Source organism: Chthoniobacterales bacterium, assembly GCA_039930045.1.
GTDB lineage: Bacteria > Verrucomicrobiota > Verrucomicrobiia > Chthoniobacterales > DASVRZ01 > DASVRZ01.
In genome coordinates, this window is record JBDSQB010000014.1 from 114696 (window position 1) to 141047 (window position 26352).

The 26352-nt window shown below is 57.7% G+C and carries 29 protein-coding genes; 23 read left to right on the forward strand and 6 right to left on the reverse strand.

Features of this window, described 5'->3' with window-relative positions; genetic code table 11:
• Window positions 1-48: 48 nt before the first annotated feature.
• The 5 genes from ABIT76_10875 to aroF are packed head-to-tail and all read left to right on the forward strand — an operon-like array spanning window position 49 to window position 6814.
• Window positions 49-2667, forward strand: coding sequence for an Amuc_1098 family type IV pilus outer membrane protein (locus tag ABIT76_10875; GenBank protein ID MEO7933649.1), 2619 nt, complete (start codon window positions 49-51; stop codon window positions 2665-2667).
• Between the two features lie 8 nt (window positions 2668-2675).
• Window positions 2676-3296, forward strand: a complete 621-nt coding sequence (coaE, locus tag ABIT76_10880) for a dephospho-CoA kinase (GenBank protein MEO7933650.1) — start codon at window positions 2676-2678, stop codon at window positions 3294-3296.
• On the forward strand, window positions 3289-4686 hold the full coding sequence (gene rho / locus ABIT76_10885; GenBank protein ID MEO7933651.1) for a transcription termination factor Rho: 1398 nt from the start codon (window positions 3289-3291) through the stop codon (window positions 4684-4686). The genes coaE and rho overlap by 8 nt, the downstream gene beginning before the upstream one ends.
• Complete coding sequence (locus ABIT76_10890) at window positions 4683-5801, forward strand: HRDC domain-containing protein (GenBank protein MEO7933652.1); 1119 nt, start codon at window positions 4683-4685, stop codon at window positions 5799-5801. Before rho ends, ABIT76_10890 begins: the two co-directional genes overlap by 4 nt.
• On the forward strand, window positions 5798-6814 hold the full coding sequence (gene aroF, locus ABIT76_10895) for a 3-deoxy-7-phosphoheptulonate synthase (GenBank protein ID MEO7933653.1): 1017 nt from the start codon (window positions 5798-5800) through the stop codon (window positions 6812-6814). The genes ABIT76_10890 and aroF overlap by 4 nt, the downstream gene beginning before the upstream one ends.
• Here aroF and ABIT76_10900 read toward each other — a convergent pair.
• A complete protein-coding gene (locus ABIT76_10900) occupies window positions 6811-7488 on the reverse strand; it encodes a histidine phosphatase family protein (protein ID MEO7933654.1) in 678 nt (225 codons plus the stop codon). The two genes, aroF and ABIT76_10900, sit on opposite strands and share 4 nt — an antisense overlap.
• A 102-nt stretch (window positions 7489-7590) precedes the next feature.
• Here ABIT76_10900 and recA point away from each other — a divergent pair, with 102 nt between their 5' ends.
• The 6 genes from recA to ABIT76_10930 are packed head-to-tail and all read left to right on the forward strand — an operon-like array spanning window position 7591 to window position 12740.
• On the forward strand, window positions 7591-8619 hold the full coding sequence (gene recA / locus ABIT76_10905; protein MEO7933655.1) for a recombinase RecA: 1029 nt from the start codon (window positions 7591-7593) through the stop codon (window positions 8617-8619).
• Window positions 8620-8629: 10 nt separating this feature from the next.
• The gene (locus ABIT76_10910; GenBank protein MEO7933656.1) at window positions 8630-9904 is read left to right on the forward strand and encodes a carbohydrate porin; all 1275 of its coding nucleotides are present in this window, start codon (window positions 8630-8632) and stop codon (window positions 9902-9904) included.
• An 11-nt stretch (window positions 9905-9915) separates the two neighbouring features.
• Entirely contained in the window at window positions 9916-10356 is a 441-nt protein-coding gene (locus ABIT76_10915) for a hypothetical protein (GenBank protein ID MEO7933657.1), read from the forward strand.
• A gap of 46 nt (window positions 10357-10402) precedes the next feature.
• The gene (miaB, locus tag ABIT76_10920) at window positions 10403-11782 is read left to right on the forward strand and encodes a tRNA (N6-isopentenyl adenosine(37)-C2)-methylthiotransferase MiaB (GenBank protein ID MEO7933658.1); all 1380 of its coding nucleotides are present in this window, start codon (window positions 10403-10405) and stop codon (window positions 11780-11782) included.
• A gap of 8 nt (window positions 11783-11790) precedes the next feature.
• On the forward strand, window positions 11791-12345 hold the full coding sequence (locus ABIT76_10925) for a hypothetical protein (GenBank protein MEO7933659.1): 555 nt from the start codon (window positions 11791-11793) through the stop codon (window positions 12343-12345).
• 29 nt (window positions 12346-12374) lie between these two features.
• Window positions 12375-12740 (forward strand): MmcQ/YjbR family DNA-binding protein, encoded by a 366-nt coding sequence (locus tag ABIT76_10930; protein MEO7933660.1) that lies wholly within the window; start codon window positions 12375-12377, stop codon window positions 12738-12740.
• Between the two features lie 4 nt (window positions 12741-12744).
• Here ABIT76_10930 and ABIT76_10935 read toward each other — a convergent pair whose 3' ends face one another.
• On the reverse strand, window positions 12745-13476 hold the full coding sequence (locus tag ABIT76_10935; GenBank protein MEO7933661.1) for a YebC/PmpR family DNA-binding transcriptional regulator: 732 nt from the start codon (window positions 13474-13476) through the stop codon (window positions 12745-12747).
• Between the two features lie 85 nt (window positions 13477-13561).
• On the opposite strand from ABIT76_10935, the gene ABIT76_10940 reads away from it, so the two are divergent.
• The 4 genes from ABIT76_10940 (at window position 13562) to ABIT76_10955 (ending at window position 16597) form a co-directional block, all read left to right on the forward strand.
• Window positions 13562-14251 (forward strand): nucleoside 2-deoxyribosyltransferase, encoded by a 690-nt coding sequence (locus ABIT76_10940; GenBank protein ID MEO7933662.1) that lies wholly within the window; start codon window positions 13562-13564, stop codon window positions 14249-14251.
• A gap of 118 nt (window positions 14252-14369) precedes the next feature.
• Entirely contained in the window at window positions 14370-15044 is a 675-nt protein-coding gene (locus ABIT76_10945; GenBank protein ID MEO7933663.1) for a sigma-70 family RNA polymerase sigma factor, read from the forward strand.
• Between the two features lie 11 nt (window positions 15045-15055).
• The gene (locus ABIT76_10950; GenBank protein ID MEO7933664.1) at window positions 15056-15541 is read left to right on the forward strand and encodes a hypothetical protein; all 486 of its coding nucleotides are present in this window, start codon (window positions 15056-15058) and stop codon (window positions 15539-15541) included.
• A gap of 27 nt (window positions 15542-15568) precedes the next feature.
• Window positions 15569-16597, forward strand: a complete 1029-nt coding sequence (locus ABIT76_10955) for a S1C family serine protease (GenBank protein MEO7933665.1) — start codon at window positions 15569-15571, stop codon at window positions 16595-16597.
• Here the strand turns inward: ABIT76_10955 and dgt are convergent.
• On the reverse strand, window positions 16594-17871 hold the full coding sequence (gene dgt / locus ABIT76_10960; protein ID MEO7933666.1) for a dGTP triphosphohydrolase: 1278 nt from the start codon (window positions 17869-17871) through the stop codon (window positions 16594-16596). The two genes, ABIT76_10955 and dgt, sit on opposite strands and share 4 nt — an antisense overlap.
• A gap of 68 nt (window positions 17872-17939) precedes the next feature.
• On the opposite strand from dgt, the gene ABIT76_10965 reads away from it, so the two are divergent.
• The gene (locus tag ABIT76_10965) at window positions 17940-19007 is read left to right on the forward strand and encodes an HD domain-containing protein (protein ID MEO7933667.1); all 1068 of its coding nucleotides are present in this window, start codon (window positions 17940-17942) and stop codon (window positions 19005-19007) included.
• On the opposite strand, the gene gluQRS is transcribed toward ABIT76_10965, so the two are convergent.
• From gluQRS to ABIT76_10980, 3 genes are read right to left on the reverse strand one after another with little or no spacing between them, the layout of a single operon-like run.
• The gene (gluQRS, locus tag ABIT76_10970) at window positions 18946-19761 is read right to left on the reverse strand and encodes a tRNA glutamyl-Q(34) synthetase GluQRS (protein MEO7933668.1); all 816 of its coding nucleotides are present in this window, start codon (window positions 19759-19761) and stop codon (window positions 18946-18948) included. The two genes, ABIT76_10965 and gluQRS, sit on opposite strands and share 62 nt — an antisense overlap.
• Complete coding sequence (locus ABIT76_10975; protein ID MEO7933669.1) at window positions 19758-20177, reverse strand: PIN domain-containing protein; 420 nt, start codon at window positions 20175-20177, stop codon at window positions 19758-19760. Before ABIT76_10975 ends, gluQRS begins: the two co-directional genes overlap by 4 nt.
• Before the next feature lie 9 nt (window positions 20178-20186).
• On the reverse strand, window positions 20187-20510 hold the full coding sequence (locus ABIT76_10980) for a hypothetical protein (GenBank protein ID MEO7933670.1): 324 nt from the start codon (window positions 20508-20510) through the stop codon (window positions 20187-20189).
• A gap of 82 nt (window positions 20511-20592) precedes the next feature.
• Here ABIT76_10980 and ABIT76_10985 point away from each other — a divergent pair, with 82 nt between their 5' ends.
• The 7 genes from ABIT76_10985 to ABIT76_11015 all read left to right on the forward strand — a co-directional run bounded on the left by ABIT76_10985 (window position 20593) and on the right by ABIT76_11015 (window position 26344).
• Window positions 20593-21408, forward strand: coding sequence for an SDR family oxidoreductase (locus ABIT76_10985; GenBank protein MEO7933671.1), 816 nt, complete (start codon window positions 20593-20595; stop codon window positions 21406-21408).
• Between the two features lie 4 nt (window positions 21409-21412).
• Window positions 21413-21742, forward strand: a complete 330-nt coding sequence (locus tag ABIT76_10990; protein MEO7933672.1) for a TMEM14 family protein — start codon at window positions 21413-21415, stop codon at window positions 21740-21742.
• 13 nt (window positions 21743-21755) lie between these two features.
• Window positions 21756-23099, forward strand: a complete 1344-nt coding sequence (locus tag ABIT76_10995; GenBank protein MEO7933673.1) for a glycoside hydrolase family 75 protein — start codon at window positions 21756-21758, stop codon at window positions 23097-23099.
• A 45-nt stretch (window positions 23100-23144) separates the two neighbouring features.
• Window positions 23145-24359: a magnesium transporter gene (locus tag ABIT76_11000; GenBank protein ID MEO7933674.1), complete on the forward strand. Its 1215-nt coding sequence runs from the start codon at window positions 23145-23147 to the stop codon at window positions 24357-24359.
• 69 nt (window positions 24360-24428) lie between these two features.
• Complete coding sequence (locus ABIT76_11005; GenBank protein ID MEO7933675.1) at window positions 24429-25583, forward strand: biopolymer transporter Tol; 1155 nt, start codon at window positions 24429-24431, stop codon at window positions 25581-25583.
• Between the two features lie 14 nt (window positions 25584-25597).
• On the forward strand, window positions 25598-26116 hold the full coding sequence (locus ABIT76_11010) for an OmpA family protein (GenBank protein ID MEO7933676.1): 519 nt from the start codon (window positions 25598-25600) through the stop codon (window positions 26114-26116).
• A gap of 42 nt (window positions 26117-26158) precedes the next feature.
• On the forward strand, window positions 26159-26344 hold the full coding sequence (locus tag ABIT76_11015) for a DUF1508 domain-containing protein (protein ID MEO7933677.1): 186 nt from the start codon (window positions 26159-26161) through the stop codon (window positions 26342-26344).
• The last annotated feature ends 8 nt before the right edge of the window (window positions 26345-26352 follow it).

The window sequence follows — 26352 nt, forward strand, 5'->3', positions numbered from 1 at the left end:
ACGACTCACCCCAGACAACTTACCCAGCTTCTCTTGACGCCCTAGACTATGATCCACAAAAATACTGTTCCCGCCCTCCTGATTGCCGCTTGTGCCGCCGCGATCAGTTCCCTCCCGTCTCCAGCTCATGCTGGCAACAATTACGATGGAGGAGGCCAGGTCTCTGGCGTAGCAGAACGCGAAATCGCCCGCCGACAGGACCGTGCCACCCAAGCCGATGCCGCCATTCAGGCTGGCGATGAGCTGATGGAGAACGATCAATACGATCAGGCTGCCGCCCAATATAAACTAGCAGTCGATCTGCTGCCGGACTCGCTTGCAACTGGTTCTGCCCGCTCCAAGGCGCTGGCCAAGTTCAGCCGTGCCAGCATCAAGCTCGCCGAGCAGCGCATCAACGAAGGCCGCTTCGCCGACGCTCAAGCTGTGATCGCTCGCGTGGTGGAATACGATCCCGAAAATGACAGCGCGAAGACGATGCTGAAGCATTTGGGCGAGCCTGATTATTACAACAAGACTGTCGGTCCCAAGTTTGTGGCCAATGTCGAGCAAGTCAAAAAGCTGCTCGGTGAGGCGGAAGGTTATTACGACAGTGGCCGCTACGACATGTCCGTCAAACGTTGCGAGCAAGTCCTGAATATCGACCCCTACAATGTGGCCGCCCGTCGCATGGAGGAGAAGATCACCAAGGCCAAAACCCAATATTCTCACGCCGCTTATGATCAGGCCCGCGGCCAGGCGATCTGGGAGGTGGATTCTAAATGGGAGCGCCCGATTACCAAATATGGTTTGGGCTCAGCCGTGATTGTGCAAAGCCCGTCTGACGACCTACGAGGCACGGCTTCCATCACTGCCAAGCTGAATAAGATCATCATCCCAAGAATTGAATTTAAGGATGCCACCATTCGTGAGGCCATCGATTATCTGAAGGCGAAGAGCCGTGATATCGATGACGATCCCAATCCAGAAAAACGTGGTGTAAACATCGTTCTGAAGCTGGAATCATCTTACCGCACCCCATCATCCCCCGCAGCGGCAGCTGCCGCTCCGGTGATTCCCGGCTTGGAAACACCTGCCGCTTCTGTGGATGCGACCGCAGCTGCTCCGTCGGCTGAGCCGGGTTCCACTCCAATCACACTTTCATTGACGAATGTGCCTTTGATTGAGGCCCTCAGATACATCACCAGCCTGGCCAATCTGAAGTTTAAGATTGAACCCTATGCCGTTTCCGTCGTGCCGCTGTCGCAGCCCACGGAAGATCTGATCACGAAGCAATATCAGGTCTCGCCTGGTTTCATTAGCGGAGCTGCTGCTGCCTCTGGCGAGGCCGCCGCTGCTCCTGCGGCTGGCACTGCGGATGCGGCTGGCACTGGCAATGCCATCGCCAAGAAGCAAGGTGCTAGGGAATACCTCGAAGGTCAGGGAGTGCCATTTCCTCCGGGTGCCAGTGCCACCTATCAGGCAGGCAGCAGCCGTTTGATTGTTAAAAATACTCAGGAAGCGTTGGACTTGATCGATACCTTGGTTTCCATCGATAGCGAAAATGCGCCTAAGCAAGTGGAGATCGAATCGAAGTTCGTGGAAATTACCCAGAACAACAGCAAGGAACTCAGCTTTGACTGGTTGCTGGGTCAGTTTGATTTAAGCAGCAGCAACGGAATCGTTGGTTCTGGTGGTACTCAGGGCACGGCTCCATCGCTTGACAACGGCGATTACCCCTTTGTCAGAAATGGAAGCCCTGTAGGCACCAATCCTATTACGGGTGGCAATCGCAGTGGCGGAACGGCTATTAGCGCGAACGCCATCGATGCGCTGCTCTTCGGATTATCGGGTAACTCTTTAAGGGCGCCAGCCGCGTTTGGTATTGCCGGCATCTTCACCGATCCTCAATTTCAGCTAGTCATCCGTGCCTTGGACCAGAAAAAAGGCGTGGATTTGCTTTCTTCTCCTCGTGTTACCACCAAGAGCGGCATGAGGGCTGTCATCGAAATCATTCGCGAATTCCGTTATCCAACAGAATTTGATCCGCCACAGATTCCGCAGACTGTTGGCAGCACGACGGTGACTGGAACCGGCGTTGGTACCGGCGGGGGCTCATCAGGCGGCGGAGCTTTTCCGGTTACTCCCACTACACCAACCTCCTTTGAGACTCGCAACACGGGTGTCACATTGGAAGTGGAGCCCCAGGTGGGTCCCGATGGACAGACCATCGATCTCACGCTGGCTCCTTCAGTGACTGAATTTGAGGGCTTCATCAACTATGGCAGCCCCATTCAGACCACCAGTACCAACCTTCTGGGAGTCACAACGACTAACGTTTTGACGGCGAACGTCATCAATCAACCGATCTTCAGCACCCGCAAAGTCACTACCCAAGTCAGCATCTGGGACGGCCAGACGGTGGTCGTAGGCGGGCTGATTCGTGAAGACGTGCAAAAGGTGGAGGATAAAACCCCACTCTTGGGCGACATCCCGATTCTGGGACGTTTGTTCCGCTCCAACGTGGATCAGCATATAAAACGCAACTTGGTGGTCTTCGTGACCGCCCGTTTGATGAACCCCGCCGGCCAGCCGATTCTGAATGCGGAATTGGAGGAAGAAACGGTCGAGCCATTGCCTCTGACCGAATTGAATCCGCCCGCGCAGCCGCTGCCAAACTACGCGAAGTAAGTTTACAAATGCCCGTCATAGGGATTACAGGTGGGATTGCCTCTGGTAAGAGCACTGTAACTCGACTGCTAGCGGAAAATCTGAGAAACGGCCAAGCCGAAAAGGTCCAATCCTTTTCGGCAGATGAATATGGGCATGAACTATTGGAGAACGATCCAGTGGTTCGGAGCCAGATTCACGAGCAATTTGGAAATGACGTGATCGGAGTTGACAGAGCGTTAGATCGCGCCCGATTGCGGCAATTAGTCTTTGCCAACGCAGATCGGCGGAAAGCGTTGGAAGCCATCCTTCACCCGAAAATTCACCAAAGTTGGAGGGACACCGCCGAACATTTTCACTTAAAAGGGCACTATTTTGTTGCAGAAATTCCCCTTCTATACGAAACAGACAGTTCTCCTTACTTTGACTGCATTGTCGTAGTCGAAGCGGACGTTCAGGTTCAACTTGAACGTCTCTCGTCCAAGCGGGGCTGGTCCTTGGAAACGGCGCGTCGAGTAATCGAAGCGCAAATGCCTGCCGAGGAAAAAACCCGGCGCGCGAATATCCTGATTTTGAATCATTACACCGAAAAGCTGCTGCACTGCCAGATCGAACTGGCGGCCCAAGCTTTGTTAACGCGATATGCTTGAAGAAAACATCCCGCCTTCCCCGGAAGGATCGGAGTCCCATTTGCCTTCTGGGAGTGCGGAAAATATCCCGCCCCAGCCGCCTGCCGAGGAACCGCAGCGGCTCATTCTGAAGCTCGGCGACCGAGTCATCGAAGATAAGATCGCCATGGCCGACCTCCATGCGGCCACACTTCATCAATTGATCGAACTCGGACGCGCGGCACGCATTCGTTTCACCCAGGAACGTTCCCGGCATCACATCACGCTCGACATCGTGCGTTACCTCCTCGGCCACGGCATCCCCATTCGGGTCGAAGGCATGCTCGATCTCACCAACGACGCCTACGGATTGCTGCGCTGGGCGCGCTACAGTTTCCAGCCCTGCCCGGAGGACATTTACGTTTCCCTCCAACTCATCAAGCGCCACAGCCTGCGCGCTGGAAACAAGATTTCGGGCTGGATTCGGCCCTCACGCGACAAGGAAAAATATGTCGCCTTGGAAATCATCGACGCCATCGAAGACATCCCAGCGGACGACTGGAAGGAGACCAAGTTCTTCGACAACCTGACCCCGCTTTTCCCGGATAAACGCATCATCCTCGAAAATGAAACGACGAAATCCGTCACCGCGCGGGTTATTGACTTGATTTCGCCGCTTGGTCGCGGTCAGCGCGCACTCATTGTTGCTCCGCCGCGCGCAGGCAAAACGATCATGCTCAAGGAAATCGCCAAGGCGATTCGCGTGACCGCACCGGAGATACACCTCATCCTTTTGCTCGTCGACGAACGCCCCGAGGAAGTCACCGATTTCCAGCAAACCGTCGATGCGGAAATTTACAGTTCCACCTTCGATGAAAACGCCCAGCGCCACACGCAGGTTGCCGATTTGGTGATCGAACGCGCCAAACGCCTGGTCGAACTCGGCCAGCACGTTGTCATCATGCTCGACAGCATTACCCGGCTCGCTCGCGGCTACAATAACCTGCAACCCGGCAAGGGACGCACCATGTCGGGCGGCATCGACGCCGCCGCGCTCATGAAACCGCGCCGCTTTTTTGGCGCGGCCCGCAATGTGGAAGAAGGCGGCAGCCTCACCATCGTCGCCACGGCTCTGGTCGAGACCGGCAGCCGGATGGATGACGCCATTTTTGAGGAATTCAAAGGCACGGGAAACATGGAACTCCACTTGGACCGCGCGTTAGTCGAGAAACGTGTTTATCCCGCGATTCACGTCTTGAAATCTGGCACCCGGCGCGACGAATTGCTTTATCATCCTGAGGAATTTATGCGTATCGGCACCATTCGTAAGCAACTCGCCTCCATTCCGCCGATCGAGGCCATGGAAGTGCTCATCGCCAACGTCAAGGCAACGAAGACGAACGCGGAACTTTTACTGCGGAGTTTCCGGTGAGCGATAATGATCTGACTCGCAGCGACTTGCATACTTTGCCGGTCGTTATTGAAACGGATTCCGTCCTCGCGGAATTCTCCGCCGAACTGGCCAAGGCCGATCTCATCGCCATCGATACCGAGGCGGACAGCCTGCATTGTTTCCGCGAAAAACTTTGCCTCATCCAGATTAGCATTCCGGGTTACGATGAAATCATCGACCCGCTGGCTCCCATTTCGATGGAACCGCTGGCCGCCGCATTGCGCGACAAGGAAATGATTGTGCAAGGCGCCGACTTCGACCTGCGCATGTTGCGTCGGGCAAACATCACCGTCGCGGGCGTTTTCGACACCTTAATTGCCTCCAAATTGATTGGCGAAACCGATGTCGGTTACGGTGCCTTGGTAAAAAACTTCCTCGGCATCGAACTCGCCAAGGGTTCCCAGAAAGCCAACTGGGCCCAGCGCCCGCTGCCACCGATCATGCTGGATTATGCGCGCAACGACACGCGTTACCTGTTGCCGCTGAGAGATTTGCTACTCACTCGACTGCGGGAACTGGGGCGCGAGGATTGGTTTCGTCAAAGCTGCCGTCAAGCCTGGCAACAGGCTTCAGTGGACCGCGAGCGCAATCCCGATGAGCAGTGGCGCATCTCCGGCAGTGGCGCTTTGCGCGGACGCGCGGCGGCGGTTTTGCGGGCGCTCTGGTATTGGCGCGACAAGGAAGCCGAGGCGCGCGACAAGCCGACTTTCCATATTTTGCAAAACAGCAAAATGATCGAAACCGCAGTCGCCATCGACGCGGGACGAACGATTTACCTCTCGGAATTGCGCGGTTCGCGAGGGCAGCGCTTCGATGCCGCCGTGCGGGAGGCTCTGGATTTGCCAGAGTCCGAGTGGCCGCAGCGCATCGTCGCTCAGCGCCATCGCTGGACCGAAGCGCAGGAGAAGGAATTTGACCGGCTCAAGGAGATTCGCGACAAAGTCGCTGCCGAATTACGGCTCGATCCGTCGCTGCTCGGGTCGCGAGTCGCCCTCGAAACCATCGCCCGCTCACCCGAATCTGCCGCCCAGACTCTGCTCCCGTGGCAGCTCGAACTTTTGGGGATCAACGCCCCTGCAACTCCCACACCATGATCATTGTCACCAAACCCGGCGCCACGAACGCCGAGATCGAACACATCGTCGAACGCATTCACGATTGGGGCCTGAAAACCGAGGTCAGCCATGGAGCTCAGCGCGTGGTCATCGGTGTTATCGGCGCGGAAGACATCATCCGCGAGAAACCGATTGCCGCGATTCCCGGAGTGGAATCCGTCACGCCCGTGCTCAAGCCCTACAAGCTGGTCGCCCGTGAATTCCGTGGAACTCCGTCGAAAATTTCCATCGGCAAAGTTGTCATCGGCGGCCCGGAGATCGTCATCATGTCGGGTCCCTGCTCGGTCGAAAGCAAAAGCCAGATCACCGAAATCGCCCAGATCGTGAAGAATGCCGGAGCCACGGTTCTGCGCGGCGGTGCTTTCAAACCACGAACTTCGCCTTACAGTTTCCAAGGGCTCGGAATCGAGGGATTGAAGCTCCTCGCCGAAGCGCGCGAGTCGTCCGGTTTGCCTGTGATCACCGAAATCATGGACACGAAGGACCTCGAAGCGGTGGAGCAATATGCCGATTGTTTACAGGTCGGCGCGCGCAACATGCAGAACTTTTCCCTGCTCAAGGAAGTCGGTCGCAGCAAACTGCCCGTTATGCTGAAGCGCGGCATGAGCGCCACCATCAAGGACCTCCTCATGTCCGCCGAATACATCCTCAGCGAGGGAAATTTTAACGTCATCCTTTGCGAACGCGGCATCCGCACCTTTGAGACCATGACGCGAAACACATTGGACTTAAATGCTGTTCCGGTGCTCAAAGCCGAGACGCATCTGCCGGTCGTTGTCGATCCGACGCACGGCGTGGGCGTTCGCGAATACGTCCCGGCGATGGCTCTCGCTGCCGTGGCTGCAGGCGCGGATGGCCTCATGCTCGAAGTTCACAACGACCCGGAACACGCCAAAAGCGACGGCGAGCAAGCCCTCCTCGGTCACGAATTTGCCGAACTCGTCATGCAGATCCGCAAAGTCGCAGAGGCGGTTGGCCGCAGCGTTGCTTAGCCGTTCCACCAGCCAGAGAGCCGTGCGCCGGGCTTCGTGGGAACGGACAGTCCAGTTTGATCGTAATGCGACGTGTCGTTAAACAACATCAGACGCGCCCGCGTCGGGTCCTTGAAATCGATCACGTTCAACGCAGCGGGACTTTGATCCAAATTGTCGCGATAACGCCGCGGGTCGAAGCCCAAAAGTGAGCTGAGTAAAAGTCGGATCGTTGCTTTGTGCGACACGACGAGGACATTTTCTCCCGGATGCGAGCGGACGATTTCGATCAACTCCGGCAGGGCGCGCGCGGTCACTTGCAATCCGCTTTCGCCGCCAATCGGGGCGAACGTGTAAGGATCGCGGTCCCAGTTTTCCAGCTCCTCGGGAAATTTTGCGGCGACTTGCATTCGAGTCTGCTGCTCCCAGCGTCCATGGGAAATTTCCTTCAACGCCTCGCGCGCATTCACCGACAACCCGTGCGATTCCACGACGATGGACGCCGTCTCCATCGTGCGGCCCATGGGCGACGCGTAAACGGCGGCGAGCTTGTCATCCGCCAGCCGCCGCGCCAGACCGCGCGCCTGCTCTCGGCCCTCGTCGGAAAGCGGCACATCGGTTGCGCCTGCGAAACGATCTTCCGCTGTGAGAACGGTCGCTCCGTGGCGAACCAGAAAAATGCGAGTGCATGACATGCCGAATCTTTTCACAGCCGCCGACTTTTTCGCAATAATCTTTAGCGGAAAAGAGGCGGGCCTGATACGGTCCTAACTCCAACCAAAACCGCATCTATTTCCATGGCCAAATCCGACGAATCTCCGACTGACAAAGCAACCATTGCCCGCAACAAAAACCTCGATCTCGCCATTCAGCAGATCGCCAAAGATTACGGTGAAGGCGCCATCATCCGCCTCGGCGACAAAGCCATCACCGACATCGAAGTCATTCCCACGGGCAACATCCTCATCGACCGCGCGCTCGGCACTGGCGGCTTTCCGAAGGGACGCATCGTGGAGGTTTATGGCCCCGAATCCTCAGGAAAAACCACGCTGACTTTGACTGTCATCGCGCAGGCCCAGAAACGCGGCGGACTCGCCGGGTTCATCGACGTCGAGCACGCGCTCGACGCGCAATACGCTCGTAAGCTGGGCGTGAATCTTGACGAATTGCTCGTTTCCCAGCCCAGCTCGGGCGAGGAAGCCCTGCGGATTTGCGAGACGCTCGTTCGCTCAAACGCGCTAGACGTCATCGTACTCGACTCCGTTGCCGCGCTCGTCACCAAGCAGGAGCTCGAGGGCGAGATCGGCGATTCCACCGTCGGCGCCCAGGCCCGTCTGATGAGCGCCGCGTTGCGCAAACTCACCGCTCTGATTTCCAAGGCCAACACGGTCGTCATTTTCACCAACCAGATCCGCGAAAAAATCGGCGTCATGTTTGGCAATCCCGAGACCACGCCCGGCGGCAAGGCGCTCAAATTTTACGCCAGCGTCCGCGTGGACATTCGCCGCATCGGCGCGATCAAATCGAGCGACGGCACCGTCACCGGCAACCGCACCAAGGTGAAAATCGTCAAAAACAAAGTCGCGCCGCCCTTCACCGAGGCTGAATTCGACATCATGTATAACGAAGGCATCTCCGGCACCGGCTCGCTCCTCGACCTCGCCTTGGAGAAAGGCATCGTCGAAAAACGCGGCAGTTGGATGAGCTACAGAGGCAACCAACTCGCCCAAGGCCGCGACGCTGCGAAAGAGATTTTGAAGCACGACCAGGCGCTCTACGACGAGATCGAGACACTGGTCAAAGCCAAGCTCGAAGAGGAAAAATAGCCGCCACACCATGCGTTGGAAGTCGCTTGGTATTCGGCTCGCACTAGCGCTCCTGCTTTTTCGCGTCAGCGCGGTTGCTGAGCAAAAACCGCTCTTCGACAGTACCGCGCTCTCTGGCGAATGGGGCGGAATCCGTTCTCCCGGCAGCGGGATCACGATCGAACTCGGCTACACCCAGGAATATCTCGGCGTCGTCTCCGGCGGCATCCGGCGCACGGGCGAATACGACGCGCTGGCATCGCTCGACCTGGAGTTTGATCTGGAAAAACTTGCCGGCTGGACGGGAGCCAGTCTGCACGCGACAGGTTTTTCCATCGTCGGCTCCAGCCTTTCCGCCGAGGCGATTGGCGACGACAGCAACGTCAGCAACATCAACGCGCGCAACAGCGTTCGACTCTTCGAGCTGTTTCTCGAACAGAACTTGTTCGCAGGCCGCGCGTCGATCCGGGCTGGTCAACTGGCGGTCGATTCGGAGTTTTTCGGGAGCGAAATTGGCGACATCCCCGGCGGCGGCCTCTTCATCAACAGCGACTTCGGAGTGCCGCCCATCGCCTCGTTTAACGCACCGCTGCCCATTTATTATATCGCCGCGCCCGGCCTGCGATTTCGGGTGAAACCGACTGAGTCGACTTCCATTCAAATCGGAGTTTACGACGGCAACCCCGCTCCCGACGCGCTCGGCGAGCCGGGGCCGGGATTCATCGCGGGCCGCCAGCTCAACGACCATGGGACCGACTTCCATCTCGCAGCCTCCGAGGGCGCGCTGTTCATCGGCGAGGCCAGCGTGGTGGGTAAAAACGGCAGCTACAAGCTCGGCGGCTACCTCCATTCCGCCGAGTTCACCCGCTGGTCCGATGACGGCGCGATTTCTGGTTTGTGGGCGGTGTATGCGATTGGCGCGCAGCAAATCTGGAGCGAAAACGCCACCGACACGCAAGGGCTTTACGTGTTTGCCCGGGCTGGTTTTGCCCCGCCGGACCGGGCTAGAATCGACTGGAGCTCCGATGTCGGCGTGAATTATGTCGGACTCGTCCCTGGTCGCGCCGCAGACATCTGCGGCCTCGGTTTCAGCCACAAACATTACAGCCGCGACCTCAGCGACGCCCTCGAGCGGACGGGCGAAAACGGAGTCGAGTCCGAGTCGATTCTGGAGCTGACGTATCAGGTAAAACTCGCGCCGTGCCTGACGGTGCAGCCCGATTTCCAATACGTCTTCCAGCCCGGCGGCCATGCCGGAGCGTCGAATGCCGCCGTGCTCGGCCTGCGCGTGAGCACGCTTTTCTAAGCCCGAACAAAATGCGGACGGCCAGCGAGGAAAAAGCGTTGATGGGAGAGAACACGCGCATGAGCCAGGTCCATAAATTCCCCGTGACGGACGCGAAAGTCGCCGATCTCTACCGGCGCATGGATGCCATGGGGTTGCGCGAGGCGGATTTGACCGAGACCTATTTCAAGACGGTGAAAAGTGGCGGCAAAGCGGGTCTGATCGGAGTCATGATTTACCATGCGCTGAGTGGACTGCGAGTGCGCTGCAACCGCGAGCGCAGCCAGGGGATCAATCGTTTCCTGGCGCGCCGGACGCTGGTGGAATTGCTGGAAAAGAAAGCCCGCCGGACGGCTGCGATTCCACTGAAAGTCGAATCCAACCCGACTCCAGCCCAGCCGCCACAAGTTATGCTACTGCCGTTACCGCCGACGCATTGGGGATTGGATTCGCCCATCGAGCAGGAGCAATAGCTTGCTTGCCGCGAGGTCCATTCCCAGCTAGTTTGCGCGTCCCGCAATGGCAAAAATTTTCCTGAAAACCTACGGCTGCCAGATGAATGAGCGCGACTCTGAACAGGTCGCCCAGATGCTCGTGGCGCGGGGTCATGCGATGACGAAAGCCGAGTTCGAGGCCGATGTGGTGCTGCTGAACACGTGCAGCGTGCGCGACATGGCGGAGCAAAAAGCCATCGGGAAAATGGGGATGCTGCGCGGGTTGAGCGCCGAAAAACCGGTGGTTTATGGCCTGCTCGGCTGCATGGCGCAGAGCCGGGGAGGGGATCTTTTCCGCGATTTGCCGCACCTCGATCTCGTCGTCGGGACGCAGAAATTTCACACCGTGGCCGATCATGTGGAGACGTTGCTGGAGAAAAAACGCAGTGCGCTCCATCGCCATGAAACTCGACTCATGGACGATCCGCGTTTCACGATTGTCGATGTGGAGGAAGAGGCGGATTCGCAAAGCACGATCCGCGATCACATTTTGAAAGACGGCCAGGCGACGGCGTTTGTTTCGATCATGCAGGGATGCAACATGCACTGCACGTTTTGCATCGTCCCGGCAACGCGCGGGGCGGAACGCAGCCGGACCATCGCCGACATTGTACTGGAAGTCCGCTCACTGGTGGCGCGCGGCGTGAAGGAAGTGACCCTGCTCGGCCAGATCGTGAATCTTTTTGGGCGTCACGAGTTTCCCAAAGTGGACGGGAAAAGCCCGTTCGTGCAACTGCTCGAGGCCGTCCACGAGGTCGATGGTCTGGAGCGGATTCGGTTCACCTCGCCGCATCCGATTGGCTACAAAGACGACCTCATCAACGCCTTTACCTACCTGCCGAAGCTGGTCGAACACGTGCATTTGCCGCTGCAATCCGGGTCAGATCGCATTCTCAAGGCGATGCATCGCACTTACACCGGCGAGAAATTTTTCGCGCTGACGGAGAAGATTCGCGCTGCGCGTCCCGACATCGCGATTACGACCGACATCATCGTCGGCTTCCCTGGCGAGACGGACGAAGATTACGCCGCGACTCGCGATCTGGTGAACCGGGTGCAGTTCGACAACGCCTTTGTCTTTCGCTATTCGCAGCGCAAGGACACGCCCGCTGCCGAGCTGCCGGGGCAGATTTCCGAGGAAATCAAGGAAGCGCGGAACCAGGATTTGCTCGAATCGGTGAACGCCATCGCCCGGCGCAAGACCGATGAATTGGTGGGAACTCGTGTGCAAATTCTCTGCGAAGGCGCCAGCAAGAATAATCCCGACCGGCTCTCCGGCCGCACGCGCACCAACAAAATCGTCGTCTTTGAGGGCGCCCCGCGTCACGTCGGCCAGCTCTTTGATGTGGACATCACCCGCTCCACCGGCTTCACCCTTTATGGCGATCCCGCCATTCATCTCTAACTCCGCTCATGCTTTATCATCCCAGTTTGTTCCTCACCCAGCTTGTTGTCGGCCTAGGGCTTCTCATTGCGCACGCCTGGGCGCTGGCGCAGGGCCGGTCGCTCGTGACTCCGCTGAAAAAATTCCCTCGCTCGAGAGCGTGGGGCTTCATTTTGCTCACGGTCGCCGCCGTCTGGTCGCTCTGGTTGATGATCACGATGGATCTCGGCGAATTCACCAGCAAACGTCCGATCCTCATCGCCATCGTGCCGGTGGCGTATCTGCTGACGCTCTTTTTCGTGGAGGAATTTCTCGCCGTGCGTGCGCTGGGAATGGTTAGCCTGCTCGTCTCCTGCATCGTGCTCGACGCGGCCTATTTGCACGCCGATCCGCTGCGCCTCCCGCTGGTGGTGCTGGCCTACGTCTGGATCGTTTCCGCGCTTTTCATGGTCGGCAAACCGTATCTGCTGCGCGACGCCATTAACTGGGTGACGGAAAAAACGAGCCGACTCCGACTGGCCTCTGTTGCCGGAATTGTCTTCGGCGTCCTCCTGATCGGGATCGCACTTGCTCGTTTTCGCTAGCGGATCGCGGGCCAATCTTCCTGACTCTGATGAATCTGGAAGCCTTCCGCAGCCATTGCCTGTCACTGCCGGGCGCGGAGGAGACGATGCCCTTTGGCCCCGAGGTCGTGGTGTATAAAGTGGGCGCGAAAATGTTCGCGCTCTCCTCATTTCTGGAGATTCCCGACCGGCCCGAGTCGTTCCACGTAAATCTGAAATGCGACCCCGAGCGCGCTGTGGAATTGCGCGACCGTTATGAGGACATTACGCCCGGCTACCACATGAACAAGCGCCACTGGAACACGCTCGATCTCGCCGGCCATTTGTCCCCGACATTCGTCCGCGAGCTGATCGACCACTCCTATCAACTTGTCGTCGCTTCGCTGCCGCGAAAGGCGCGGGCGGAGTTGCAGTAAAGTTCTACCGAATCGCGGCCCAGACGCGGTGGACGTCGTCGTGGTCGTCGAGCGCGTGGAGAAATTCGCCAACATCTTCCTTTTGCTCGTCGGTGAGCGTGGGAAATTGCTTCGCTGTGTAGCCGACTTCGCTCGTGACCACGGTCCAGCCGTTGTCTTTCAGCCATTTCGTAACGGCGGCTGTCTCGGTGCGATCGGAAATGAATCGAGATCCAGTCGTATCTGCTGGGATGTCGTCATTCTGCTCATGCGAAAGCGGCTCAAAATCGTTGGCGCCCGCCTCGATGGCGGCAGCTTCGAGGTCCACATCGGAGTTGGATTGGTAGGCCTCGACGAGGCCGACGTGATCGAAAAGAAATTTATTGCTGCCCGGCACGCCGAGCTGGCCGCGTTTGAAGAGCAGGCGAACTTCGGGCGCGGTGCGGTTGCTGTTGTCGGTCATGACTTCGACAATCACCGGCACTTTGTGCGGCGCATAACCTTCAAAAGCGATGTGATCGAGCGTGAGTTTTTCGCCGCCGATGCCTGCGCCTTTTTTGATCGCGCGCTCAATGACGTCGCGCATGACAGATGCCCGGCGGGCTTTTTCCACGGCGGTGAAGAGACGCGCGTTTCCATCGGGATCCGGCCCGCCGAGCTTGGCGGCGACCATGATTTCCTTAACCAGTTTCCCGACAACCTGACCCTTCTTCTGGTTGACGACTTCACGTTTTGCTTGCAGCCATTGGCGACCCATAGTCTGGCCATTTGTATCGGTTTCTCGTTTTGTCGCAACGCCTTTCTCCCTTGGCGGGCGTTTTCATTTCGCTTTAACTCGGCTCATGTCCTCCTACTCGATCTATTTCGCGGGCGAGCTTTTCAGCGCCAAACACCTCTACGGAAATGTCCTCCTCGCCGAGGCGATCTACGAGATTTCCGCAGGGAAATTTGTCTCCGTCGTGCCGCAAAATCTCGAGCAGCGCGAGACGACCGCGCACTCGATCCGCGATCAGGACATTCGCACCTGCCTGAGCTGCGACGTGGGGCTGTTTCACTACGACGGACCCGAACTCGACTCGGGGACGGTGGTGGAGTTTCTCTTCGCGAAGTTTGCTGATATTCCGTCGGTGTTGCTGCGCACCGATTTTCGCAAAGGCGGCGATCAAAGTGGAAACCAAGGCGGCGACCCGTGGAATCTGATGACGAGTTTCTTTCCGAGAACGGAGGTCATCACGCTCGATGCGATGTCCATTTACAAGGAGGCGTTTGCCGAAAACCAAGCCTCGGCGCATGAGTTGCTCGAGAGCAAGGCCGGCACATCGGCCTGCGACGCGATGACTCGCGTGATCGCCCAGCGCGTGATTCCGGCGCTGGAGCGGGTGATCGCGATGCCTCCGATTCTGGCGAAGGAAAAGGCGGCGGCAGTTTACGAATGGCTCGCGGTGATGCCCGGGTTTCAGTCTGATCCGCAGGCGAATGCGAAGTTTGTCATGGAGCAGTTGCAGAACAAACTGGGCCGCGAGCTGCTCTAGAAAACGCTGATCCGAGTCAGGCTCGAATCATTTTCTGAACATCTCGCGAGCGCCCCTGTCTGAGATTGCGGTGAACTTTTCCGCCCGCTCACGCACTTTCAGAAACGCCTAAATTCTTGTGACTGCCTCTGTATTCTCTGGAAATATCTCGCTCGTCCGGCCAATCTCCGCTCCTGTTCCTGAACGAACGGAACGCATGGACCCGACCCCAACTCCCACCCTGACAGAGGACGCGCAGCTCGTCGCCCGCACCCAGGCCGGGGACGCGACGGCTTTCGACGATTTGGTCCGAAAATACACCCAGCGCCTCTACGGGTTGGTCTATAACATGACCTCCAATCACGAGGACACGAACGATCTCTTACAGGATATTTTTGCCAAGGCATACCGCGCCATCGGCGGTTTTCAGGGCAAATCGAGCTTCTACACCTGGGTGCATTCCATCGGGGTGAACATGACGATTAATTTCCTGAAAAAGCGCGGTCGCCGGTTCCACATGAGCCTCGACGACATCGATTCGGGCATCCAGAACGACAAGGAATTTCTCGAACTCACGGCGAGTTCCAACCCCGTGCGCGACAACGACTTAATGGAGCTCCAGCAAAGATTGAACATGGCCATGCAGAAGCTGTCGAATGAACACAGAGCTGTCGTGACCATGTTCGATATTCAGGGAATGCCCCATGCTGAGATCAGCAAGATTCTGAATGTCTCCGAGGGCACGGTCCGCTCCCGGCTTTTCTACGCGCATCGCCAGTTGCAAAACTATCTCGAGGAATTCCGCAAAAACTAACTTTCAAAATTATGGACGACGAATTTAAGGATCTGCAAACCCTCCTCCGGCTCAAAAAATACGAGCAGCCTCCACAGGGCTTTGAGAGTTATGGCGAACGTTTCCTGAAGGAGTTTCATCGCCGCCAACGTTGGGAGGAGTCGCAAAAAACCGGTCTTGCCACACTCTGGGCGTCGGTCACCGGGTTCCTTGAGGAATTCACCGTTCCGCGCTATGCCTATGCGGCGGCACTGGCCGTTTTCGGAGCGGTCGCGCTGGGCATCAATGGCTTGCAGCCGGTCAATTCGGGAAACCAAGTCGTCGCAGCGGCTTCCATTTCACCACGAGTGGTTTCCGAGTCACACCGCGCTTTTGCGCTGAATTCGCCGCTCGATCTTTCCGAATTGGAAGTGCAGTCGCAAATGAACGCAGGCACTCGCGCCGCCAATGCCGACACTCAGCCACGCTACATTCTCGACAGCCGCCCGGCCAGTTACGACGCTTCCTTTAGCTTCTAGACGTCCCTCGTCTCCAGGCGTTTTCAGATGTTTCCCCGCTTCCTACCCGCAGTTTCCATCGCTCTCTTAGTCGGATGGAATGCCCCGCAACTGCTGGCGGAGGAAAATGTCCTGTCCTCCATGACGGAGGCTGTGCAGACCGTTTTTCAAAATACCAAATCCGCCGTTGTGAAAATCCGCGCCAGCGACAAGCACGGTCGCTGCGTGGGCAGTGGATTTTTCATTGATCCCAACGGCACGATTTACACGACCTACGCTGTGGCTGGAGAGGCTGAAAACATCGTCGTGGAATCTGGCGACCACCAATACAATGCGACTCGTCTCGTGGCCGACGCGCGGAGTGGGATCGTGCTCCTAAAAGTGGACGCGAGCACGCCATTTTTGCCGATTGGAAAATCTGCCGATCTCACCATTGCCTCACCCGTGGTCACTGTCGGCTACCCGATGGATCTCCCGATCACGCCGATGCTGGGCTTCATCGGCGGCTTCGATCTGCAATATCTCCATCGCTATTTCACCACCACTCACATCCGCGCCAACGTCTCCGTCCAGCGCGGCGAAAGTGGCGCCCCGCTCATCAATACCCAGGGCGAGGTTGTCGGCATTCTCATCAGCGGACTCGACGGCGGTGCCGCTTGTTATGCGCTGCCCATCGAGGCGGCGGAAAAAATTCGCAGCGACTACGTTCGTTATGGCGAGGTGCGCCACGGCTGGATCGGAATCACGGTGGCACCCAGCGAGGTCGCGCATGAAGGCTCGCTCGCTGTGATCGACAACCTCGGCGAAGACACGCCCGCGGCTCATTCTGGAATCAAAAAAGGAGACACGCTCGTTCGCATCGGACACGTGGTTGTCAAGCGGCCCGAGGACGTTCTCAACGGCTCGTTTTTCCTCACCGCCGGAGAAAATACTCCCGTGGAAGTGGTCCGCGACGGCCAGCATTTGAGTTTCAATGTGCCCGCCGTGGAGCATCCCTTCAGCGATAAATCGCGCGCCGCCGGTGCGCTGACGAAGTCCGACTTGGGCGGAACTCTCAGCCTCACTTCCGGGCGCTAGATTTCCATGAGCGATCCGAAGTCCGGATCGAAGAGTCGTTTGTAAGTCCGAATGGCGAACCCATCGGTCATGCCCGCGAGATAATCGCACATCAGGCGGACGCGTTTTGGAGGCTGAGCTTCTTCTAACAATGCCTTCTCCACCGCCGCCGGGAACAGGGAAAAATCCACCGACTTCGGTTCCACTGCAAAAGCTAGAAACGCCTCGAAGACGCGCTCGATAATGCGGTCGCCCTTGTGCTCCAACTGGCGCAACTGCGGACTCCAGAAAACTAGTTCCCGCGCCACTTGTTTGTAAAATTCCGCCTCCTCTCGCACTGTCGCATCCACGACCAAGCGAAAGGCGTGGCGGTTGGTGAGATCGCTTAAAAAGCCATCGGATTTCACCAGATGAACCGAATGAATATACTCGCCCACTTTTTTGCCGAAGATCGGCTCGGGACGGCGCGACTTGATGACGCCTAGTAAAATCTCCAGCGCATTCGCCTCGATAAGACTCAAACTCCGCTGCTTGGCCCAGGCCTCGACCATTTCCAGCCGGAGAAATCCGCCGTTGATGCAATCGACCAAATCATTCAGCGAATACGCGGTGTCGTCGGCCCAATCCATGATCTGGCATTCGATGCTGCGGAGGCCGTTGCGCACCTTGCCCGGCTTCAACTCATCCGGCCACGACTGCCCGCCGACGACCCAGGTGAGCAACTCCGCGTCGTCATCGTAGAGGTAGTGGTTTCTTGCGCCGCCCGCCTCGGAAAAGAGTGTCTTGTATTTCAGAATGCCATCGACAAAAGCTCGAGTCGGATTCAACCCGCGCCGACCCGAGTCGCCGCTGTAAATCGTCCGCGCAATCATCCGCAGACTTTGCGCATTTCCCTCAAACCCGCCGAAACCGCTCGACATCAGGCGGTGCAACGTCCGCTCCCCCGCGTGGCCAAAGGGCGGATGCCCCAGATCGTGCGCCAGACAGCCGGCCTCCACGAGATCGGGATCGATGAAAAAATCGTCGCTCAGCGGCTCGCCTTTTCGTTTCAAAAACTGACAGATCGAACGCCCAATCTGCGCCACCTCGATGGAGTGCGTCAGCCGGGTTCGATAGAAATCGTACTCGCCTGAAAGGAACACTTGAGTCTTCGCCTGGAGCCGTCGAAAAGCCGCCGTATAGATCACGCGATCCCGCTCCACCTCGAACGGACTTCGATAGGAATCTTCCAGTCCCGGCCCGCTAATTAGCTCGGTGTCGAAGGCCGAATAAAACGTGTTCACGAGCCGCAGCATAGCTCAGGCGGATTTCGCCAGAAGCAAAAAAGTTTGCCCCCATCCAGACGAACGAGTTGAATCCAAATGTGGAACTTCAAACCCTCGCCGCCCTCAAATCCTCCGCCGACGCGCAGCCGGTGCAAGGCCTTGTGCATGTGCAACTCGAGTCGGTTTGCAACAAGCTCACCCGCGACGGAAAACCATTTTTAGAAATGCAATTTCTCGACGCCACCGCGTCCATCACGCTGCGGGTGTGGAGCGATCATCCCGAGTATGCCAGCTACTCGATGTTAGAAGCCGCGGAGTTTCATGAGCTTGCGGGCGAGTTCTATCGCAATGGCAGTTTCGGAGTCGATGTTAGGAAATACTACTTGCGCCCGCTGGATGACGCCGAGCGCGATGCCCTGCTGGCCGGTCCGGCGGAACTTCAGGAGAAACAAGGCGCGGACTATGCGGAGATTTTGCGATTGATAGAAACCATCACCGATCCCCGTCTGCTAACCATTTGCCAAACTTTTATTGCCGATCTAGGGCCGCGCTTTTGCCGGAGTGCCGGGGCACGTTTTGTGCATCACGCGCGACGCGGCGGACTCGTCGAGCACACAGCGCAAATGATGCGGACCGCCGATGTGGTCCAAACAATTTATCCCTATCTCAACCGCGACCTTTTGTTAGCTGGGACACTGCTGCACGACATCGGCAAGCTCTGGGAAAATCATGTGCCCGAGAACGGCTTCGGCATCAGCCTGGACGAACGCGGCGAATTGTTAGGTCACATCACGATCGGAGCCGAGCTGGTCAATTCTCTGTGGCGCAAAATGCAGCTGCAACTGGAGGAATGGACAATGTTAGAACCGGCCAGCGAGCAGGTGCGCCTGCATCTATTGCACCTCGTGGCGTCGCATCACGGTTCGCACGAATTTGGCTCGCCTGTCGTTCCGAAAACACCGGAGGCGATCGCGTTGAACATGATCGATAACCTCGACGCCAAGCTGGAAATTTTCTCGCAGGGTTACAAGACGCTGCCGCTGCTAACACCGCACATTCACGACAAGGTGCGTCCGCTGAATCATCACCTGATTCGCCCGCTACCTAGCCATGTCCCGCCAGTTGCGGCGGAGGAAGACCAGGTTCCCGCATCTGACGAAGAGTAAACGCACCGCTGCGCTTCGCCAGGCGACTTCCATTCGTATCCAGAACGAGTGGAGTATGATAAAAATCAGGCGGTGTTAGCCCTAGCGCGCGATAGACGAGCAACTGGCGAAAGGTCGATCTAACCAAGTCTTCACCGCGCACCACTTCGGTGATCTGCATCGCGGCGTCGTCCACCACGACTGCTAGCTCGTAAGCCGGAACGCCGTCTTTTCTCCAGACGAGAAAATCGCCGAAGTCGCGACCAGCCGCGGCGGTTTGTAAACCGAGTCGTCCGTCGCGAAAGCCGATTTCCTCGCCATCAGGAACACGGAAGCGCCAGTTGCATGGCTCGTCGATGTTAGTCAGCGTCCGATGCCTGCAAGTGCCGGGATAAATCGGCTCCTCCTCATGCGGTGCGCCCGCTGCGGTGAGCACGTCCTTGCGCGAGCAAAAGCATGGATAGATCGCGCCAGCTTCTAACAAAGCTTTCCACGCGCCTGAGTAGTCACGCCGGCTCTGGTAAATGGGTGCGCCATCCCATTGCAACCCGCACCAGCGCAAATCTTCTAACATCGCCGCGACATACTCCGGCTTGCAACGAGTTTGATCCAAATCTTCCACGCGCAAAAGCAGTTCACCTTTCTGCTCGCGTGCTCGTTGTTGCGCTACTAGAAACGTCCTCGCGTGCCCTAGATGCAAGTAACCCGTGGGCGAGGGGGCCAGCCGTCCGCGATAGTTAGCAGCTATATTATGAGCGGCGGGCGCGGAGTTCATCCGTCATTCACAAAACGTCCGCCGGGCCCGGGAATGTAAAGTTGCAGAAAGCCTTTGTCGGCCATCTCGCGGAAATGTTTGTCCTGCGCATAGACGCGGTAGCCGCGCCTCGAGGCGATGCCCGCGATCATGGCGTCCACCCACGGCACGGTGATTCCCGCCGCTCGGAGACGTTGATAAAATTGCGCCGTTTGCTCCCAAAGCCGTTCCGATTCCGGGATGTAAGGAATGAGATCGAACAGCTCCAGGATGCGGTCCTCCTCGCTTTTCCGGGCGCCGCCGAGCACTTCCATTTTCACTGGGCCGCAAAGGACAGCAGCAAATTCCGAAGCGAGATTTTCCACCGCCAGACTCACTGCCATGTCGCCGTGGGACCGGAAAAGCTCAATCCAAACCGATGAATCCACGAGAATCATCGGAATGGATCAAGCTTTCGGGAATTTCTTCGCGACCTCACGATAACTCACCGGCCGCCGCAGCGGAATAGGGTCGGCGGTCTCCTCCAGCTCGTCGTTGGTCTGGCCATAATTCAGGGGATCCTCCCGGAGGGCACGAATCATCGCGACGGCTTTCTGACGTTTCGTAAACATCTCGGCGGCCTTTGCGATGGCGGCGCTCATTTTCCGTTCACCGGTCATTGCCATGATCTCTTCGACGACTTTGTCATCCATTTCGACGCTGATTCTCATGCCGTAGTTTCCCGCACTTTGCAGCAGACGCAACTGAAAATGATGTAATCCTAGGCTCATTTCAAAATTACAGCCGCAGCCGCTAGTATGTAACAGCGAATTTTTAATTCCAAAAGGCAACGTCCCGGTTCATCGTGGCTCCATGGAATATTTTAACGACTGCACCGTCCTCATCACTGGTGCATCCTCGGGCATCGGTCGTGAATTTGCCCTGCAACTCGCGCCATTTGCCTCGAATATCATCATCGCCGCACGCCGCATCGACCGGCTGGAGGCGCTCAAATCGGAAATCGCCGAGTTGCATCCAGAGACAAATGTTTTCACCTACGGAATCGATCTCGCCAATGGAGCCGATGCAGACACTTTCCTGGCCTGGCTCGATGACAGTGGATTGAAAGTGGATTTACTCATCAACAACGCCGGCCTCGGGGATCACGGACCTTTCGCCGATTCGAATTGGACTCGCATCGAGCAGATGCTGGCCGTGAACATTTCCACACTCACCAAGCTCACCCACGCGCTCCTGCCGCAAATGCTGCGGAGTGGCGAAGGCGCGATCTTGAACGTGAGTTCCGTGGCGAGCCTCATGCCAGTGCCGCACCTGAATGTCTATGCCGCGACGAAGGCATATGTGACTAGTTTTTCCGAGGGTTTGCGGGCAGAATTGCGCGGGACTAACATCAGCGTGACGGCGCTTTGTCCGGGGCCGGTGCCCACCGAGTTTGGCAAGCAGGCGACGCGGCTTGGGGAGAATGAAAAATTTGACATGAGCACACCCGGTTTTCTCTCCGTGGATGCGGCCACAGTGGCGCGCGCGGGGTTAAAGGCAGTGGCTGCGGATCGGGCTCGCGTGGTGCCCGGTGTCGTCATGTGTGTCGCGGCGCTTTTACTAACCATCATCCCGATCTTTCTCATCCGCCCATTTCTGAGTTTGAGCGGATTGAAGCAACGCAAATAAACCAATGAACTACCTGTCTCTCGCTACGATCTTTTACTTTATTTTCGCCACGCTGACGCAGGTTGGCGGCGTCATAGGTTTCATCAAGGCGAAGAGCCGCGCCTCGCTCATCGCGGGTCTGATTTCCGGCGCGCTGCTGGACTTGGCAGGCATCATGTTAGTCGTTCGACCGGAGCGTCCGCAGATTGGACTGGGACTCGGATTGGTGGTCACGCTTTTATTGTTAGGAAGATTCGCTCCGGCGTTCTTTCGGACCAAGAAATTCATGCCTGCGGGAATGATTTTCTTCCTAGGTTTGATTAGCCTTGCGCTGACGATTGCGGCGTTTATCTAACATCCGCTCCGGCATGAAGTTTTTTCGGCGAGTTCTAGGGCTGAGTTTGATTGTTCTCGGACTGGTGGCTTGTCCTCGGCAGCCGGAACATTCGACTGCAACTCCGACCCCGGTGGTGCCTGCGGAAACGCCAGAGCCGAGTCCGACTCCCATCACGACAACCACGCCAGTTCCGGCACCGACGGCCTTGCCCGAGATGTTTGTTCCGCGCCGTTCCTACGATACTTCGCGGCTTTTCAATGGACTAAAAATCTACAGCCACCTGCAGAGTCTTCCCGGTGGAATCGCCCCGGTGGAACGCACGCTGGATGAAAGTTTCTCCGTGGACATTTCACTGAAAGTCAAAGTGCCGTCGGCGATGGCGACGGTGGAGGATTTTACCGTGGCAAATCCTAACATCCTGAAGGCGCTCCCGATGTTAGGAGACTTGCTCGTGAGCAGCCGCGTCTCGCCCTACTATCACGGCTTGTATGCGTTGAAAGTGAAGTCGCTTCAGCAGGATTTGCGAAACTTGAACGAGATTCTTTCGCGACACAATTTCTACGATTGCGGGACGGTGCTGGAACTAACGAATCCTAACACGAAACGCCGCGCACTTCTGCTCCAGGCCGACATGGATGTGGTGGCCGACGGATCAGACTCCGATCGCTTTCTGGAAGTGGACGGAACGAGCATGCACTACCAGCCGTTCACAAGTTATCGCTGGCCGAAACTAACCAAAACGCCCAGTCAGTTTCTGGCGGGTCGCGAGGCGAGCATTTCCGCTGCGCAGACAGAACTGCAAAACCCCGGAGTGGCAGCGGAACGTGCCCGGACTTTGCGCAACTCCATTGCGACTAACAAACTGGAAGCCGCCGACTTGCAGACGTTTAGTTTTCTTATTTCCAAGGCTGATCCATTTATCGTTTTGCCGGGCTTCATGCTGCGCGACAAATCGCTGCCGTTCAACCCGCGCATCGGCGATTATGCGGCGGTCATTTACGGATCAAAAATCTATCCCGCGATCTTCGGTGATGTGGGGCCTTCCGTGAAAGTCGGCGAGGCTTCGCTGCGGCTGGCAACGGCCTTGAATGTGAAGTCCAATGCGGCAAACCGACCGACTAACAATCTCGATGTTAGCTATCTGATTTTTCCGCAGACGGCCGATGCTACACCAGCTCCGCCCGACTACGAAAAATGGCGGACGCGCTGCGTGGATTTGCTCGCCGAACTGGGTGCGACTAACATCCCGGTCGAGCACTGGGAAAACATCCTCCCGCCGATGCCGACTCCGACGCCAAGCCCGACGCCATCGCCTGATCCGGCGGTCGCGATTCCGACGCCGAAAGCGCTGGAAACGCCTTCGCCGACGCCTTGATCTAACGGCGTGACAATTTTCCCCGAATCGCGATAACTTGCGGCCATGACTGCTCCCGCTGCCCGTTCGTTTACGCCACCGATTGTTGATGAGATTGCCGCTGGCTCGGCACAGGATGCGGTAGCCCGACTCGCCACGTTTCGTCCGGAGGAGGCCGCCGGACTTTTGGCTCGTGCGCATGTGCTGCGGCGCAATGAAGTTTTTGCCCTGCTGCCGCCCAGCCAGCTCGATTCGATCATCGCTGCGGCACCTCCCGAGACGGCGGCGCAATGGCGCGCTTGGAAACAATATCCCGAGGACACGATTGGGCGTCTCATGGAGCCGCCGGTGGCTGTTTTCAGCCCGGAAGTGACTGTCTCTCAGGCGGTGGAAGAACTCCGCGAGCTGACCAAAAAAGCCTTCATCACCTACGGCTTCACGGCCGACGAAAAGGGCCGGCTCCTCGGTGTGATCGTCATGCGCGAACTCCTCCTCGCCCGGCCCGAGCAGACGCTCGCCGAAATCACTCTAGCGAATCCATTTTACCTGACGCCGGACCTTTCGATTACCGACGCCATGAAAACCGTCCTCAACCGCCATTATCCGGTCTATCCGATTTGCGCGACAGACGGGACTTTCATTGGACTCGTGCGTGGCTCGACCTTGTTTGAGGCGCAGGCTGTGGAGTTGTCTGCCCAGGCCGGAACGATGGTCGGTGTCGTGAAAGAGGAACGCCTCGCCACAAGCTGGCAGCAGAGCCTGAAATTTCGTCATCCGTGGCTGCAATTGAACCTGCTCACGGCCTTCATCGCGGCGGCGGTCGTCGGGATGTTTGAGGGAACGCTGGAAAAAATCGTCCTGCTCGCAGTGTTTTTGCCCGTCATGGCCGGCCAGTCGGGCAACACCGGCTGCCAGGCGCTGGCCGTGGCGTTGCGCGGGATGACTTTGGGCGAATTGCAGACGGGAAAAGAGAAACGCGCCATGATGAAAGAGGCCGTGCTCGGCTTTTGCAACGGCGCTCTGGTCGGCGTGACGGCAGGCATCGGCATGTATGTTTACGCGACGATGCAACACTCGGCGCACGCGCTCAAACTCGGCATCATCGTCTTCGTGGCGATGATCGGGAGCTGCCTCGTCAGCGGCGTTTCCGGGGTGCTGGTGCCGGTGACTTTGAAGAAACTCGGGGCCGATCCAGCGACGGCGTCCAGCATTTTTCTCACCACGGCCACCGACGTTGTGAGCATGGGACTTTTCCTCGGACTGGCGACGATTTTTCTCTAGGGAAAACTGGGGTGAAAACCTCATTCGAGTTTGACTCCACCCAGGGCATCCGCTAGCCATTAGGCCGTCATGTTTCGCCTCGTCGCCTCCCTGGGTTTCGCCCTCTCTGCCATCTGCGCTTTTGCTCAGGAACCAGCCACCATCACCGTGCAAAAAGGCGCGCTGCTCAACGCCCACATCAGCGGCATCAGCGGCGGCGACGGTGCCAAGGCCACCAGCGTTTTGTCCAACGACCTCACCCTTTCCAACGCCTTCGCCATCGGCGCTGAGTCGAGTGCGAACTTTATCATCAGCGGCACAAGCTCTGGCGGCCAGCTTCAGGGCCGGGTCGTGGATCGCTCTGGTGGCACGGTTTTGGAGAAATCCTACAGCGGCGACACGCGTTCGGCGGGGCATCAATTTGCTGACGACATCGTGGAAACCGTCACCGGCAACCCCGGCATCGCCACGACCAAGCTCGCTTTCGTCGCCAACGCCTCCGGCAAAAAAGAAATCTACCTTTCCGACTACGACGGAGCCAACGCCCGCCAGCTTACGCACGATGGCGGCATCAGCGTCAGCCCGTCGCTTTCGCCCAATGGACGCGAGCTTCTCTACACCGGCTACCAGAGCGGCTACGCGGATATTTACAAAATCGACCTCGGCAGCGGCGCACGCAATCGAGTCGTGAAATCGCCTGGCACCAACTCCGGCGCGTCGTTTTCCCCGAGCGGCGGCTCCTTCGCGGCAACCCTCAGCAAGGACGGCAACCCCGAGCTCTACGTCATCGGCATCGGCGGCGGTGGTGGGCGGCGGCTGACTCACACGAAAAACTCCGAGTCCTCCCCGTCGTTTTCGCCGGATGGCGACGAGATCGTTTATTCCTCCGATGAGGGCGGCCAGCCGCAGCTCTACCGCATTTCTGCCAGCGGTGGGAGCGGTTCGCGCCTCGGCACCGGCTACGGCTACTGCACCGAGCCGAGCTGGTCGCCAGATGGAAAAAAAATCGCCTTCAACATGCGCAACAACGGCAACTTCGCCGTCGCCATTTACAACGTCGGCTCCGGCAGCACCAAAGTCGTGACCAGCGGTGACGACGCCGAGGACCCGACCTGGGCCCGCGACTCGCGTCATCTCTTTTTCGCGCAAGACCACGGCGTTTATCTCCTTGACGTTCAGACCGGAAAACAAGTTAAAGTCGTCTCTGGTTTGGGCAAAATCTCCGAACCATCCGCCTCCCGCTAATCCCGCTCATTCCTATGCAACTCCGCTCTAAAACCCTCTCATTTCTCTGTGTCGCCGCCCTCGCCCTCTCTGTTGGCGGTTGTAAAAAGGGCAACAAAAAAGGCGACCAATACGCTGGCGTCGATGGCGATTACGTCAACGGCACGCCGCTCCCAGATCGTCCCGGCGACGGCGTCTCCTTCACCAGTGCCAACGTGGACAAAACGCAGTTCCGGCCCATCTATTTCGGGTTTGATAGCGTGGACATCTCCGGCAGCGAAAGCGGCAAGCTCGACAGCGTTGCCAGTTTCCTGAAGTCGGGTTCGAGCACGATCATTCTCGCGGGCTTCACCGACGAGCGCGGCACGGAGGAATACAACCGCGCCCTCGGCGAGCGCCGCGCGCAGGCCGTTCGCAACTACCTTATTTCCGCAGGGGCCGACGGCGGCAAGATCCAGACCGTGAGCTTCGGCGAGGAAATGCCCGCCGATTCCGGTTCTGGCGAAGAGGCTTGGGCCAAAAACCGCCGCACGGAAATCGGAGTGGTCAAATAACGTTTTTCTGCTAATATCCCGAAATCCAATCCACAAAGATTTATGGCAAAATTTCTCATCACCGAAGACAAGAAAGGCGAATACCGCTGGAAACTCATTTCCGGAAATGGTCAGATCATCGCGATTTCGGGCGAGGGATACAAAGCCAAGGATAGCTGCGTCAGTGGCATCGAAGCCATCAAGAAGGACGCAGGCATGGCCAAAGTCTTCCAAGTTATTGAAGAATAAAGTCAGCC